Source organism: Pseudomonas sp. 14P_8.1_Bac3 (genome assembly GCF_025466085.1).
Lineage (GTDB): Bacteria > Pseudomonadota > Gammaproteobacteria > Pseudomonadales > Pseudomonadaceae > Aquipseudomonas.
In genome coordinates, this window is the sequence record NZ_JANLOD010000078.1 from 166,758 (window position 1) to 180,886 (window position 14,129).

Consider the following 14,129-nt stretch of genomic DNA (forward strand, 5'->3'; position numbering starts at 1 on the left):
TTACTCCTTGCTGGCGGGCGGCGGTGCGGCGCCAGGATTGAGGGTCAGTTGCATGAAGGTCAGGTCCAGCCAGCGGCCGAACTTGGTGCCCACCTGAGGCATCTGCCCGGTGGTGACGAAACCGATGCGCTCGTGCAGGTGGATGGAAGCGGCGTTGCCGCTTTCGATGGCAGCGACCATCACGTGCTTGTCGCAGCCCCGGGCGCGCTCGATCAGCACGTCCATCAAGCGTGGGCCCAGACCGTTGCCGCGCTGATCGCTGCGCACGTAGACCGAGTGCTCGACGGTGTGGCGAAAACCATCGAACGGTCGCCAGTCACCAAATGAAGCGTAGCCCAGTACGCTGTTATCGCCGTCGACGATCACCAGGATCGGATAGCCCTGGGATTGCCGGGCGCTGAACCAGGCCTGACGGTTGCCCAGGTCAACGGCCTGTTCGTTCCAGATCGCCGTGGTGTTGAGCACGGCGTCGTTGTAGATGTCGCGGATCGCCGGCAGGTCGGCGTGCAGCGCATCGCGGATGCGGTAAGTCATGGTGCGGCCTCAGGCGATCGGTTGGTGGACGGTGACCAGTTTGGTGCCGTCGGGGAAGGTGGCTTCGACCTGGATCTCCGGGATCATCTCCGGGATGCCGTCCATCACTTGTTCGCGGCTGAGCAGGGTGGTGCCGAAGTGCATCAGCTCGGCAACGGTTCGGCCGTCCCGAGCGCCTTCGAGCAGCGCCGCGGAAATGTAGGCCATCGCCTCCGGGTAATTGAGTTTCACGCCGCGGGCCAAACGCCGCTCGGCCACGAGGCCGGCGGTGAAGATCAGCAGCTTGTCTTTTTCGCGTGGGGTCAGGTCCATTGCGGGAATCCATCTGGGCAGATTAAAAATGTTGTATCTGTAAACTCATCACCCTGTGGGAGCGGGCTTGCTCGCGAATGCGGACGTATATTCAACATTGACGTTTGCTGACACACCGCCTTCGCGAGCAAGCCCGCTCCCACCTTCGGAGCGTGTTTCAGGTGCTCCATATTCGGGGCGGGACGGCTTCCCGGCCGAGTAATGCCGGCCTGAGCAATCGCCATAATTCGATCAGCCAGCCGCGGGCCAGCAGCGCCTCGCTGGCCAGGCACCGCGCTACCAGCAGCCCCGGCAGTTGGGTCAAATCTGCGCGTACATCGTGAATCAACGAGCGGCAACGCTCCAGCAGTTCGCTGTCGATTTCACCGGTCACCAGCAACGTCGCAAACACCGGTTGCCCGTCCAGACCGATCGGCGAATCGAGCAGACCGTCAGCGCCGACAATGCGCTGGCGCTCGTGCCAGAGCAACTGGCCGTCGCGGCGGATGTCCAGCCGCGCCTGAAAATGCCCGAGGTCGAAGCGTTCGCCGCTGGCCGGGCGACCCAGTGCAACGACGTCCCAGTAGAACAGCCGCGCATCGCCGTGCAGCTCGATGGTGGTGCTGAGCTCGGCCTGGGCGGCGCTGAAAATGATCGTTTCCTGTGGCAGCCATTCCAGCGTCGCGCCGTGAGCCACGTTCAACGCAAGCGTCTGATAAGCCGGACCGGCCGCGCGATACCACTTGGCCGCGCCGGGGCTGGTGATTTGCGCCCAGGCGTCGCTGCCGACGCTGGCCGCGATGTCCAGCCGATCACCGCCGGCAATCCCGCCTGGGGGGTGGACGATGATGTGCTGGCACACCTCGGGCCCCTCGGCGTACAGATGCTTCTGTACCCGCAACGGGCCTTGGTGCCGGCGCATGACCGGGCGCGTGCTGTCACCGAATCGGGCATAGCCCAGTTCGAGTTCGGCGTGCCAACGAGGGGTAAACAAGGCGCCGGTAGCGGGAAGCGTCATAGTCAGTGCTTGTCGTGAGGTTGTCATGACGGTTGCAAAGGCTGTGCCGCCGGGCATTGCGGGCAGATCGGGGTTCGGAGCGTGCGCTGCGCACCAATACAGTGCGCGTCACGAAACGCTGCGCGACAAATTGGTGCCGCGTGTGCAGCTTCAGATCGTGACGAGCCCGCGCACACCCTCGACTTCCATGTGTTCGCCACGACCCTGCTGGACGATTTCGCCTCGGGACATCACCAGGTAATGATCGGCCAGTTCGGCGGCGAAATCGTAGAACTGTTCCACCAGCAGAATGGCCATGTCACCGCGCGCCGCGAGTTTTTTGATCACGGCGCCGATCTCCTTGATCACCGAGGGCTGGATGCCTTCGGTGGGCTCGTCGAGGATCAGCAACCGCGGGCGGCTGGCCAGGGCACGACCGATGGCCAACTGCTGTTGCTGACCACCGGACAGGTCGCCGCCGCGGCGTTGCTTCATTTGCAGCAGCACCGGGAACAGCTCGTAGATGAAGGCCGGGACTTCCCTGGCTTCGCTGCCGGGAAAGCGCGACAGGCCCATCAGCAGGTTTTCTTCGACGGTCAGGCGACCGAAGATTTCCCGGCCCTGGGGCACGTAGGCGATGCCGGCATGCACCCGTTGATGGGGCTTGAAGGTGGTGATCGGCTTGCCTTCCCAATGGACCGCGCCTTCTTTTGCAGGCAGCAGCCCCATCAGGCATTTGAGCAGGGTGGTCTTGCCCACGCCGTTGCGGCCGAGCAGGCAGGTGACTTCGCCGACCTTCACGTCAAACGTCAGGCCGCGCAAGATGTGGCTACCGCCGTAGTACTGGTGCAGCTTGTCGACTTGCAGCATGTCTTCTGTTCTCCTCACGCCCCTGTGGGAGCGGGCTTGCTCGCGAAAGCGGTGTGCCAGGCAACTTCTATGTTGAATGTGCCGACGTATTCGCGAGCAAGCCCGCCCCCACAGTGGGCAGGTGTTCGCAGGGCTAGCGACCGAGATAAACCTCGATCACCCGCTCGTTCTCCTGCACTTGCGCCAGCGAGCCTTCGGCCAGCACGCTGCCCTGGTGCAGTACGGTCACATGGTCGGCGATGGAGCCGACAAACCCCATGTCATGCTCCACCACCATCAGCGAATGCTTGCCCGCCAGACGCTTGAACAACTCAGCGGTGAATTCGGTTTCGGCGTCGGTCATGCCGGCCACCGGTTCATCGAGCAGCAGCAATTGCGGGTCCTGCATCAGCAGCATGCCGATTTCCAGAAACTGCTTTTGACCGTGAGACAACAGGCCGGCCGGGCGATTGACCGACGACGTCAGGCGAATGGTCTCCAGTACTTCGCTGATGCGATCTTTCTGTTCGCCACTCAAACGCGCCCGCAGGCTGGCCCACACCGACTTGTCGGTTTTCTGCGCCAGCTCGAGGTTTTCGAACACGCTCAGGGCTTCGAACACCGTCGGTTTCTGGAACTTGCGGCCAATGCCGGCCTGGGCGATCTGCACTTCGCTCATCTGCGTCAGGTCGAGGGTTTCGCCGAACCAGGCCTTGCCGTGACTCGGCCGGGTCTTGCCGGTGATGACGTCCATCAGCGTGGTTTTGCCCGCGCCGTTGGGGCCGATGATGCAGCGCAATTCGCCGACGCCGATGTACAGATTCAGCGCGTTCAGTGCCTTGAAACCATCGAAGCTGACGCTGATGTCTTCCAGGGTCAGGATCGTGCCGTGGCGCGTGTTCAGGCCGGGGCCGACACGCTGGCCGAGGCCGATCGCGTCGCGGCTGCTGCCGGCGTCCTTGTTTGGGTGCAGTGGATAAAACGCCGGTTCGAGCATGAATTCAGCCGTGGCAGTCACTCTCATGATTCACCCCTTTTCTTCAGCAGGCCGATCACGCCTTTGGGCAGGTACAAGGTCACGACGATGAACAGCGCGCCGAGGAAAAACAGCCAGTATTCCGGGAACGCCACGGTGAACCAGCTCTTCATGCCGTTGACCACGCCCGCGCCCAGCAGCGGCCCGATCAGCGTGCCGCGACCGCCCAGCGCCACCCAGACTGCCGCTTCGATCGAATTGGTCGGCGACATCTCGCTCGGGTTGATGATGCCGACCTGCGGCACGTACAACGCGCCGGCCAGACCGCACAGCACCGCGCTCAAGACCCAGACGAACAGCTTGAAACCGCGCGGGTCATAGCCGCAGAACATCAGGCGGTTTTCCGCATCGCGCAGGGCGGTCAGCACCCGGCCAAACTTGCTTTGCGCCAGGCGCCAACCGATGAACAGGCTCGCCACCAGCAACAGCACCGTGGCGAAAAACAGCACCGCGCGGGTTCCCGGTTCGGTGATGCCAAAGCCGAGAATGCTGCGGAAATTAGTGAAGCCGTTGTTACCGCCGAAGCCGGTTTCGTTGCGGAAGAACAGCAGCATGCCGGCGAAGGTCAGGGCCTGGGTCATGATCGAGAAATACACGCCCTTGATCCGCGAGCGGAAGGCGAAAAAGCCGAACACCAACGCCAGCAAGCCGGGGGCCAAAACCACCAGGCACATGGACCAGAGGAAGCTGCTGGTGCCGGTCCAGTACCACGGCAATTCGGTCCACGACAGGAAGGTCATGAACGCCGGCAATCCATCGCCCGAGGCCTGACGCATCAGGTACATGCCCATCGCATAACCGCCCAGGGCGAAGAACAAACCATGACCGAGCGACAGCAGGCCGGCGTATCCCCAGACCAGGTCCAGCGCCAGGGCGACGATGGCGTAGCAAAGAATCTTGCCGACCAGGGTCAGCGTGTACGCGGACACGTGAAACACGCTGACCGGCGATAACAGCGACAGCAGCGGCAACGCCAGCAACAGAAAGAGAATCACCGCACCGACGGTGATCGTGACCTTGGGGCCGGCCTTTTGCGTGGCCGTGACTAACAGAGGCTGGTTCATCAGTCGATCACCCGTCCTTTCAGTGCGAAGAGGCCTTGCGGACGTTTCTGTATGAACAGAATGATCAGCGCGAGGATCAGGATCTTGCCGAGCACCGCACCGATCTGCGGTTCAAGAATCTTGTTGGCGATGCCCAGGCCGAAGGCGGCCAGGACGCTACCGGCCAACTGCCCGACACCACCGAGCACCACCACCAGGAACGAGTCGATGATGTAGCTCTGGCCGAGGTCGGGGCCGACGTTGCCGATCTGGCTCAGCGCCACGCCACCGAGCCCGGCAATGCCCGAGCCGAGGCCGAAGGCGAGCATGTCGACCCGCCCGGTGGGCACGCCGCAGCAGGCGGCCATGTTGCGGTTCTGGGTGACGGCGCGCACGTTCAGGCCGAGGCGGGTCTTGTTCAGCAGCAACCAGGTGAGCACGACCACAAACAGCGCGAAGGCGATGATGACGATGCGGTTGTACGGCAGCACCAGGTTCGGCAGCACTTGAATCCCGCCAGACAGCCAGGCCGGGTTGGCGACTTCGACGTTCTGTGCACCGAACACCAAGCGGACCAGTTGAATCAGCATCAGGCTGATGCCCCAGGTGGCGAGCAGGGTTTCCAGCGGGCGGCCGTAGAGGTGACGAATCACCGTACGTTCCAGCGCCATGCCGATGGCGGCGGTGACGAAAAACGCCACCGGCAGTGCGATCAGTGGATAGAACTCGATGGCCTGCGGAGCGAAGCGTTGGAACATCAACTGCACGACATACGTCGAGTAGGCGCCGAGCATCAGCATCTCGCCGTGGGCCATGTTGATCACTCCAAGCAAGCCGAAGGTGATTGCCAGGCCGAGCGCCGCGAGCAACAGGATCGAGCCGAGCGACATGCCGCTGAACGCCTGGCCGAGCATCTCGCCGATCAGCAGTTTGCGTTTGACCTGGGCGAGGCTGGTTTCGGCGGCGGTGCTGACGCCGGCGTCCGTTTCGACACCCGGTTGCAGCAGGCTTTCGAGGCGGGTGCGGGCCAGTGGGTCGCCGGTTTCACCGAGCAGGCGCACCGCCGCGAGGCGAACGGCGGGGTCGCTGTCCACCAGTTGCAGGTTGGCCAGCGCCAGGCTCAGCGCGGCGCGTACGCTTTCGTCCTGTTCGCCGGCCAGTTGCTGGTCGAGGAATTTCAGCTGCGCCGGTTTGGCGCTTTTTTGCAGTTGTTGCGCGGCGGCCAGACGGATTTTCGCGTCGGTGGCGAGCAGTTGATGGCTGGCCAGGGCGGTGTCGATCAGACCCCGCAGGCGATTGTTCAGGCGCAGGGTTTTCGCTTGGCCGTCGACGCTCAACTCGCCTTGTTGCAGGGCGTTGATCAATTCGACACGGGCCGGATCGGGCTGCGCGGCCCAGGCTTCCAGAAGTTTGGCTTGCTGCACGGGATTGGCGGCGACGAAGTCTTCGGCATCACCGGCATGGGCGGCCATCGGCAACAGCAGCGCGAGGGCCAGAAGCAATCGGTAGAGGGCGGTGGGCATATGTTCGGCCTTGCGCGGACTAAATGTGGGAGCGGGCTTGCTCGCGAAGAGGCCAGCACATTCGATAGCTCTGCTGGCTGACACGCTGCATTCGCGAGCAAGCCCGCTCCCACAGGGATTTGTGTCGGGCCCGAGTGCCAGGCCCGACATCCAGTGGCTTAGTTGCTCTTCACCGCATACTCCGGCTTCTTGTCGTTGCCCGGGATGAACGGGCTCCACGGCTGGGCGCGGATCGGGCCTTCGGTCTGCCAGACCACGTTGAACTGACCGTCCGCCTGGATCTCGCCGATCATCACCGGCTTGTGCAGGTGGTGGTTGGTCTTGTCCATGGTCAGGGTGTAGCCGGACGGCGCGGCGAAGGTCTGGCCGGCGAGGGCTTCGCGGACTTTGTCGACGTCGGTGGACTTGGCTTTTTCCGCCGCTTGCGCCCACATGTGGATGCCGACGTAGGTGGCTTCCATCGGGTCGTTGGTCACCGCTTTGTCGGCGCCCGGCAGGTTGTGTTTCTTCGCGTAGGCTTTCCAGTCGGCGACGAACTTCTTGTTCGCCGGGTTCTCCACCGACTCAAAGTAGTTCCACGCCGCGAGGTTGCCCACCAGCGGTTTGGTGTCGATGCCGCGCAGTTCTTCTTCACCGACCGAGAACGCCACGACCGGCACGTCGGTGGCTTTCAGGCCCTGGTTGGCCAGTTCTTTGTAGAACGGCACGTTGGAGTCACCGTTGACGGTGGAGATGACCGCGGTCTTGCCGCCCGCCGAGAACTTCTTGATGTTGGCGACAATGGTTTGATAGTCGCTGTGGCCGAACGGGGTGTAGACCTCTTCGATGTCCTTGTCCGCCACGCCTTTGGAATGCAGGAACGAACGCAGGATCTTGTTGGTGGTGCGCGGGTAGACGTAGTCGGTGCCGAGCAGGAAGTAGCGCTTGGCGCTGCCGCCTTCTTCGCTCATCAAATATTCCACCGCCGGGATCGCCTGCTGGTTCGGCGCGGCACCGGTGTAGAACACGTTCGGCGACATCTCTTCGCCTTCGTATTGCACCGGGTAGAACAGCAAACCGTTGAGCTCTTCGAACACCGGCAGTACCGATTTACGCGACACCGAGGTCCAGCAACCGAACACCACTGCGACCTTGTCCTGGGTCAGCAGCTGACGACCCTTTTCCGCGAACAGCGGCCAGTTCGACGCCGGGTCGACCACCACCGGTTCGAGCATCTTGCCGTTCACGCCGCCCTTGGCGTTGATCTCGTCGATGGTCATCAACGCCATGTCTTTGAGCGAGGTCTCGGAGATCGCCATGGTGCCGGACAACGAATGCAGAATACCGACCTTGATGGTCTCGGCGGCCTGGACCGTCCAGGTCATGCCCATCGCGGCAATGGATGCCGTGAGTGTGAAAGCCTTGATCAAGCTGCGACGTTTCATTGTGCGATCTCCGTGAACGTTAGATTTTTTCTTGGTGGGCCGATACGAACGCTGAAGCAGCTTTAGCAAGGGTTGTGCCCAAGTCTTCGCGGGCAGTATTTCAAGGGCCGAAGGCCGCGTAGATCGGGGGCTACGCACCACGTTGGCGCCGAAACGGGGGGTGGGTGCGCGCGTTGCGCCGATGTGGTGCCGACGCGGAATATTTGCCGGTGAATACATATGTACCGCGGGCGCCGGCGACGAATGTCGATCATGCGCAGTGCGACGCCCTCAAGGATCAAGGGGCGTCATCAGGATTTTCTACATTCACGGAAGAGACGTTATGGATAAATTTAAGAGCCCGCCTGAGCTGCCGGAACTCAGCCCGCCATTTATCAGCGCGGACGACGCGGCGCGGTTTGCCCATGAGGCGATTGGCAATAAACGGGACAAGGAATATGGCGGGCTGATTCTGCAGGGCGAAGGCGGACGATTTTTTGCGACGCAGCCTATCGCTGGCGACGAGATGCGTTTCGACGTCAAGGCGTTGCTGGCGACCGATGCAAAAGGGCTGCTCATGCATCCTGCCGGGTTCAAGTGCCAGGGGATTTATCACTCGCACCCGGACGGGCGTGAGTATGTAAAAAAAATGAGCCCGAATTTCACTGACCGGCAAGCCGAGTTGGTGGTGAGTTTTTTCTCCGACCCCGACAAACTGTTCATGATCCGGCACCAGTATTTTTGTCCGGCCTTTTACCTTTCCGGGAGCCCGGGTTGCCTGCTCAAATACCAGCCCAGTGGCTCGCTTGCTGAGACTCAGTTGCTGCAGAGACTCGAAGAGGGCCGCGCGCCCGATTCACTTGTCTACACCGAAGAAGTTGTCGACGAACTGGCCAAAGTGGGCGTGTTGAGCCTGATCGTCCCTAATGAATTATGGGGCAACCGCCGCGGACAGTTCGACGGCGACTGGGCCATCAATCATCCGGTGAACACGTTGACGGTCGCGACCGAGCAGCCGTTCTACACGCCGATATTCGATCAGGCGACCAAGGCGATCGACGAGGTGATGAACGCCAACAGCGCCAACGCCGGTTTTGAGTTCATGGGCTTCATCCTCAAGGCGCTGGGCAAGGAAGAATACGTCGCCACCTTGCCGTGGCGAGACGGCACGTCGATGGGTTTTGGGCTCGACGAATTCCCTGCCCGAGAGACCGGCGGCCCGCGGTTGCCTTCCGGTTTACGGATTGACGGCGTTTACTCCGTGTCGCAGGCGAAACCGGCCCAGGTGCCGGCCAGGCAAGCCTGGTTGTACAAGAATTTCTTCTCCCCGGTCGAGCTGGCGGAGGTGATCGCCCAGTCGCGCAAGAACATCTATCTGCAGGACCCACAGCGCGGGTTGACCGTCTACCGCCGCACGGCAAGCAAGGCTTTGCTGAGTTACACCTGCTCCGGGTCCGCTGCCGAAACCGCGTTGATGGCGGCGGGGGGCGACACGACCCAGAAAGCCTTGAAAGCCGGCACCCTGCTGCCCTTTGAGTTCGTGCAGCAGGTCGCGGCAGCAGGCCGCCTGACCGTTCTGCAAACCGGTAATGTATGGGACAAGGTCGGGATCGTCGGGCCGGCCTGGCGACCCTTCGAACGCATCCATCAATCCTTCAGCCCGGCATTTCTGACGGCCGATGATGCGGTTCGTCATGTGCATTACCAGATGGCCGCCAATCGCGACATTGACCAACTGGGCTATGTGCTTGAACGCCACGACGGCAAGTTCTTCGCCACGGCTCCGGTCGCTGGCGACCAGTGGCGAAAAGACGGGAACCTGCCTTTCGCGGGCGGGGTTTCCGACAAGAAGGTCGAGCTTCCGGGCTACCGCTATGTCGCGATCTATGTCGCCAGGGCGGACGCCCAGGCGAAGCTGCGAGCCGAGCAGCCTGGCTGGTCGCGTGACCGTGTCACGCTGCACACCGCGGTGCCCAGCCTTCAGCACTTGGAGGTGGTCACTTCAGGGCGGGAGTCCATCACGGCGCTGTACAACTCCGGCCCCGATGAGTCGCTCGTGCGGTACGTGAGGTCGGGCTCCCAGCAAGAACGTAACTTCAGCGCCTTGCTTGCCAGCGCCCTGAAAACCGGCGAGATAAACCCGCAGTTCGACGGGTTCGATGGGCAGGCGGAAACGCTGGTGACGAAGCTCGTCAGCCTCGGCGAGTTCAAGGTCCTTATTTCCAGCCCGGTCTGGAAGGGCTCGCGCGGTAAGGTGCCGGGCAATTGGGTTGCCTATCAACCGTTTGTCCCGGCCGCCCCGGTGAACCCTGCGCTTAGCTGGGTATTCAAGGGGGCAGAGGCGGGGGCGGACTGGGCACATGACCTGATGCGGGCGAAGCCGGAGGTCAGGCAGATCGCTTTCATTCTCAAGAGTGCAAAGGCAGACGAATACGTGGTCACCGATCCCGTTGCTGTCGATTCTGGGGTCTCGTTGTTTTCGGCGATGCAGGCTTTCGCGGCGAATGACCGCGGCCACCCCGCACTGCCTGATGGCTACGAGATCCAGGGGGTGTGTTACCTGTCCTTGCCGGAGCGCGAATCTTCGCTCAAGGACAAATGGCTTCAGGAATGTTTTGTCTCACCAACGGATCTTGCTCTGGCGATCGGCACTTATCGAGCGAAAAGAACCAGCGGTTTTGAGCTGTACCTGAGCACCCGGGATGACGCGCAGTTGAAGTACGTGTTCTCCCGCTCGCCCCAGGAGAATCAACTGTATACCGTCGATCCCCTTGGCCAGGTCACGGACAACGGTGATCAGGGCGAGCTGGCCACGGGCAAGCTGGCCCCGGCCGCGTTTGTCCGGCGCGTGGCGGCGGCCGGTGCGTTGTCGGTCGTTCGCACGGGCAAGCTGTGGGATGTCGAGGGAGACGTGGGCCAGTCATGGGTGCCGTTCGCCCGTTACCCGAAACCGGTTTTGAGCCCGGCGTTTCTGACCGCGGACGATGCCGCCCGTTATGCCCATGAGCGCATCGGCCATCAGCGTGACACAGAATTCAGCGGCTACATTCTGCAGCGTGAGGATCAGCGCTTCGTCGTCACCGAACCTCTCGACAACTACGCGTTCGGGCGCTTTGCCCTGGGTCACATCTACCCTGAGGACGTCAGCGGCAGTCCGCTGTTGCCGCAGCAGCATGTGCTGCACGCGGTGTATGCCTCGCGTAAGGCGTTCTCGCTGTACGACCCGGCGCGAATGAAGCGCCACGGGTGGGACCGCGAACAGGCGAGCATCGATGCGCAGCTGTTTTCCGATCGGGATCTGCACACCGTTCTGCAGAATCGCCAGCGCGTGCCGTTGGTCTACCTGTCCAGCGCCGAAGACGCCTTGATCGCCTACGACACCAGCGGTTCGGCGGCCGAGCTCGAGCTGCTCAAGCAGGTGACCCCAGGGCCAGCGGGCAGCCAGATGGCACAGGATCTGGCCAGCGGCGCCGTGAAGCCCGAGGACGTGGTCAAGCAGTTGGCCCACGCCGGCAGTTTGCGGGTGGTGATCGCCAGCGAGCTATGGGGCGCGCGGGGAATGGTGCCGCGGCACTGGAGCGCCTATCCTGCCTCTCGCGGTTTTGAAACCCCGGAGCAAGTGGCCTTTGGTGCGGTGTTTGCCGACGCGGATGCGGCGGCTCGCGACGCCCATGAACGCGTCCGCCGTTGCGGTCCGGACCAGACCTGTTTCGGTTTTGTCCTCAAGCACCTGAGCAACGAGGAATACGTCGTCAGCGAAACGGTAGCCGCCAGCGATGAGCAGCCGCTGTTTTCGCTGGCCAGCCTGTTCCAGACCCATCACTCCGGCGAGTTCGTGTACCCGGCCTCATTCAAGCTGTTCGGCTTGTTTTACGCCCGGCAATGGATGCCGAAAAAACTCGGCGCGACCGAGCAATGGCTGGGCCGGCACTTCATTTCTTCCAAGGATTTGTACGAAGGCTTTTTCGTTGCCCGCCGTTTGCGCCCGGAAGGCAGTGCTATGGGCCTGCCGGTTTACCTGTCGACCCTGGAGCGCGCGCTGCTGAAATATCAGTCGCCCAACACAACGACGTTGTTCGACGCGCGGATTCAGCCCTCGGGCGTGGCCGAGGATGTGCACACGCGGCTGAACAGCGGTCAGTTGCTGGCCAGGGACTTCGTCACCCAAGCCATCACGCATAGCTGGTTGAACGTGGTGGTGGGCAATGAATGCTGGGGTGAGCAGAGTCTGGCCCGGCTGACGGCTGAGTGGAAACCCTATTCGGCCTTTGCCCGTCGCGCCCTGAGCCCGGCGTTCACCTGCCAGGTCGATGCCGTGCGGCATGTCGAGCGGTTGCTGGGCGCGGATCGTGAACAGATCTACGGCGGGCTGGTGCTCAAGCGCGGTGACGGTTTGTTTGTCGCCACCGAGCCGCTGCGGGTGGCAACCGAAGACTTCGATCCGAAGCAGATTCTGCCGGACGAGGAGGTCGCATCGGACCTGCTGGCCCCCGGCTGCACAATCGTCGCCCGTTACCGCTCAAGGGTGGCGAGCGAGATGCCGTTCCTGTTGCCGGGCCTGGAACGGGAGGTCTATCGCGATTGCTTTTCCAGCGAAGTGTTGTCCACAGCGTTGGCGTCGGATCATCTCTGGACCCACGAATACCTGCTCGGCGCCGAGGGCTCGATTCTTGGCTTCAGCCTGCATGACGATGACCACGATCTGTTGAGTGCGGCGCAGAAGCGCCAGTTGACGGCGGATCTCGGGTTGCTGGAAACCGAACTCGCGCCGTCCACCGACAGCCCTCATGATCCGTGGAGCAACGTGATCGAGCGACGAATCCGCAGTGGCGCGGGCACGCCCACTCAACTGGTCAATCGATTGCTCAAGGTCGGCGCGCTGCAGGTGGTGCAGAGCAGCAATCTCTGGGGGCCTGCGCGCAAGCTGAGCGGTGGCTGGATGCCGCAGAAACAGGGTTTCCTGGCCGCGGAATCGGTGCGTTTCGCCGAGGCGGATCGGGCGCTGAGCCCGGCGTTCTGTCACATGGACGATGCGGTTCGGTATGCCCATGAGCAGGCGGGCAAACGTGAGCAATGGGCCTTTGGTTTTGTCCTGACGTCGTCGCGTCTGGCTCACTCGATCACCAGCCTGCCGGTGATTGCCGACGACCTGAAGTTTCCTTACGAGCGGGTGTTCCTGAGAGGCCAGCTGCCGACCGGGTATTCGGTGCGGGGCATTTATCTGTGTGCGCCGGCCCGTCAGCCGGATGAGCTGCCCCGGTCCGAGGTGTTCCGCAGTTTCGTTCCGCCGTCGGTGCTGGCGGCGGCCCTGTCGGCGGTGGAGGTGATGGCTTCGGGGGCGGCGGCACGGTTCCAGTCGCTGTATGTGTCGTGTGCCGATGGTGCATTGCTCAAGTACGACGCCGCTGCCTGGGACAGCGATCTGCAAACCCACGCGAAATTGACGGCCTATGTGAAGACGCTGCAAGGCGATGGCAATCCTGCCGATTACATCCACAAGGTCGCGCGTAGCGGTGAGATGACGGTGCTGGTGCGCAGCGCGACATGGGCCACAGCGGGGCGCGTGGGGCCGACGTGGGCGCCCGGTAAGGTTGCGACGAGCATTGCGTCCGACGATGAGCACCTGGCGCTGGGTCCGCTGTGTGCCCATCCGGATGATGCGGCGCGGTTGATGTGGCGGCGTGTGCGCTACATTCGTGGCAACGCCTGGCTGGGGGCGATTCTGCGCGATGGTGTGGCGAATTTTGTCGCCACCGAGCCGCTGGATGACACCGGCCCTGCGCTGCCGCGCGGATTGCGCGACTACACCCCGGCCTATCGTCGGCTCTTTGCCGATGTGAAGAGCCCGGCCGTCGGTAAGTACCCGGTCGGTTTCAAGGTGATGGGCGTGCAGCAACTCTACAAAACGGATGACGAGGCGCAGCACTTCAGCAGTTCGTTTGAGGAAGCGCTTTACCGCAATTTCGTCGCCCATGAGGAGATCCGTGAACTCGTCACGATGCTTCGGGTTGCTGGCGTCGCTGACGGCCATTACTACCTGACCCCGCGCAACGGCGCCTTGCTTTCGTACGCGCCCGATTATCGTGACGCCGAAAGTCAGGCGCTGCTCAATGAATGGAACGTTGTGGAAAATGGCGTCACCCGTTCCAGGCTCGCTGAAGTGCTCACCACACTGGCCGCCACGGGCAAATTGCGGATCCTGGAGCCCGACCGCTTCTGGAACCCGCGCGGACACGTCACGGCGAAGCTGTTGCTTGAGATGAGTCGCAGGCACCCTGCTAACTAGGCGCGAGCATGCTTGCCAGGGGCTGCCTGGATCAAAGCGGCGCCTTTGCTTCCATCGCCAGCAAGCTGGCTCCTACAGGGTTTTGCGTGATCGCGATTCCGCACCGCTCTGTAGGCGCTGGCTTGCCAGCGATGGTGGCCAACGATGAAGCGTGCGGCCTGACTGAG

Annotated in this window: 9 protein-coding genes; 1 reads left to right on the forward strand and 8 read right to left on the reverse strand. The window is 62.6% G+C overall.

Annotated elements, in window-relative coordinates:
* The 8 genes from NTD84_RS29305 to urtA form a co-directional block, all read right to left on the reverse strand.
* Complete coding sequence (locus tag NTD84_RS29305; protein ID WP_262172544.1) at window positions 1-534, reverse strand: GNAT family N-acetyltransferase; 534 nt, start codon at window positions 532-534, stop codon at window positions 1-3.
* Between the two features lie 9 nt (window positions 535-543).
* On the reverse strand, window positions 544-846 hold the full coding sequence (gene ureA / locus NTD84_RS29310) for an urease subunit gamma (protein WP_262172545.1): 303 nt from the start codon (window positions 844-846) through the stop codon (window positions 544-546).
* Between the two features lie 157 nt (window positions 847-1,003).
* Window positions 1,004-1,843, reverse strand: coding sequence for an urease accessory protein UreD (locus NTD84_RS29315; protein ID WP_262172546.1), 840 nt, complete (start codon window positions 1,841-1,843; stop codon window positions 1,004-1,006).
* Window positions 1,844-1,993: 150 nt separating this feature from the next.
* Window positions 1,994-2,692, reverse strand: a complete 699-nt coding sequence (gene urtE, locus NTD84_RS29320; protein WP_262172547.1) for an urea ABC transporter ATP-binding subunit UrtE — start codon at window positions 2,690-2,692, stop codon at window positions 1,994-1,996.
* A gap of 133 nt (window positions 2,693-2,825) precedes the next feature.
* On the reverse strand, window positions 2,826-3,695 hold the full coding sequence (gene urtD, locus NTD84_RS29325; RefSeq protein ID WP_262172548.1) for an urea ABC transporter ATP-binding protein UrtD: 870 nt from the start codon (window positions 3,693-3,695) through the stop codon (window positions 2,826-2,828).
* A complete protein-coding gene (urtC, locus tag NTD84_RS29330) occupies window positions 3,692-4,771 on the reverse strand; it encodes an urea ABC transporter permease subunit UrtC (protein ID WP_262172549.1) in 1,080 nt (359 codons plus the stop codon). The genes urtD and urtC overlap by 4 nt, the downstream gene beginning before the upstream one ends.
* Complete coding sequence (gene urtB / locus NTD84_RS29335) at window positions 4,771-6,273, reverse strand: urea ABC transporter permease subunit UrtB (RefSeq protein ID WP_262172550.1); 1,503 nt, start codon at window positions 6,271-6,273, stop codon at window positions 4,771-4,773. Before urtB ends, urtC begins: the two co-directional genes overlap by 1 nt.
* Before the next feature lie 158 nt (window positions 6,274-6,431).
* Window positions 6,432-7,697 (reverse strand): urea ABC transporter substrate-binding protein, encoded by a 1,266-nt coding sequence (gene urtA, locus NTD84_RS29340; RefSeq protein WP_059405752.1) that lies wholly within the window; start codon window positions 7,695-7,697, stop codon window positions 6,432-6,434.
* Between the two features lie 322 nt (window positions 7,698-8,019).
* Between urtA and NTD84_RS29345 the strand changes: the two genes are divergently transcribed.
* The gene (locus NTD84_RS29345; RefSeq protein ID WP_262172551.1) at window positions 8,020-13,962 is read left to right on the forward strand and encodes a DUF4329 domain-containing protein; all 5,943 of its coding nucleotides are present in this window, start codon (window positions 8,020-8,022) and stop codon (window positions 13,960-13,962) included.
* Window positions 13,963-14,129 lie beyond the last annotated feature (167 nt).

Bases quoted from the DNA above. Each gene is read 5' to 3' on its own strand.
- urtB (WP_262172550.1), bottom strand. From the start codon at position 6,273: ATGCCCACCGCCCTCTACCGATTGCTTCTGGCCCTCGCGCTGCTGTTG.
- NTD84_RS29305 (WP_262172544.1), bottom strand. From the start codon at position 534: ATGACTTACCGCATCCGCGATGCGCTGCACGCCGACCTGCCGGCGATC.
- urtE (WP_262172547.1), bottom strand. From the start codon at position 2,692: ATGCTGCAAGTCGACAAGCTGCACCAGTACTACGGCGGTAGCCACATC.
- ureA (WP_262172545.1), bottom strand. From the start codon at position 846: ATGGACCTGACCCCACGCGAAAAAGACAAGCTGCTGATCTTCACCGCC.
- urtC (WP_262172549.1), bottom strand. From the start codon at position 4,771: ATGAACCAGCCTCTGTTAGTCACGGCCACGCAAAAGGCCGGCCCCAAG.
- NTD84_RS29315 (WP_262172546.1), bottom strand. From the start codon at position 1,843: ATGACGCTTCCCGCTACCGGCGCCTTGTTTACCCCTCGTTGGCACGCC.
- urtA (WP_059405752.1), bottom strand. From the start codon at position 7,697: ATGAAACGTCGCAGCTTGATCAAGGCTTTCACACTCACGGCATCCATT.
- NTD84_RS29345 (WP_262172551.1), top strand. From the start codon at position 8,020: ATGGATAAATTTAAGAGCCCGCCTGAGCTGCCGGAACTCAGCCCGCCA.
- urtD (WP_262172548.1), bottom strand. From the start codon at position 3,695: ATGAGAGTGACTGCCACGGCTGAATTCATGCTCGAACCGGCGTTTTAT.